The sequence below is a fragment of the Leifsonia sp. HAY1-4F genome (genome assembly GCF_056755275.1).
This window is the reverse complement of sequence record NZ_JBNDHX010000357.1, coordinates 1-262: the sequence shown is the minus strand read 5'-3', so window position 1 is coordinate 262 and position 262 is coordinate 1. Positions and strand designations below refer to the sequence as shown.

Genomic DNA, 262 nt, shown 5'->3' with positions numbered 1-262 from the left:
TCCCAGTACGATATTTACTTTTTCAGATACAGACATTAATTCCGGAAAGGAAGTTATCATGGCTATTAAATGGAGAGCCGATGCTGTTATAACGACTCCTTTAGAGTTTTTTGAACAGGAACACAACTACCGTTCTACGGTGAGCGAAAAAAACTTTCTTGAGAAGAAGATCATAAAAGATATTACAGTTTACAAACCGTAGAGCAATTAGTCTTCCTAGCGGGCCGTCTATTTTCCGTTAAACGCAGACATGGTATTGTTA

General features: G+C 37.8%; 1 protein-coding gene. It reads left to right on the top strand.

The genetic code is table 11. From position 1 onward, the window contains the following. The coding region (locus ACPYOG_RS19825; RefSeq protein WP_481295828.1) for a hypothetical protein at positions 1-202 on the top strand (202 nt) is incomplete at its 5' end. Between the last annotated feature and the right edge of the window lie 60 nt (positions 203-262).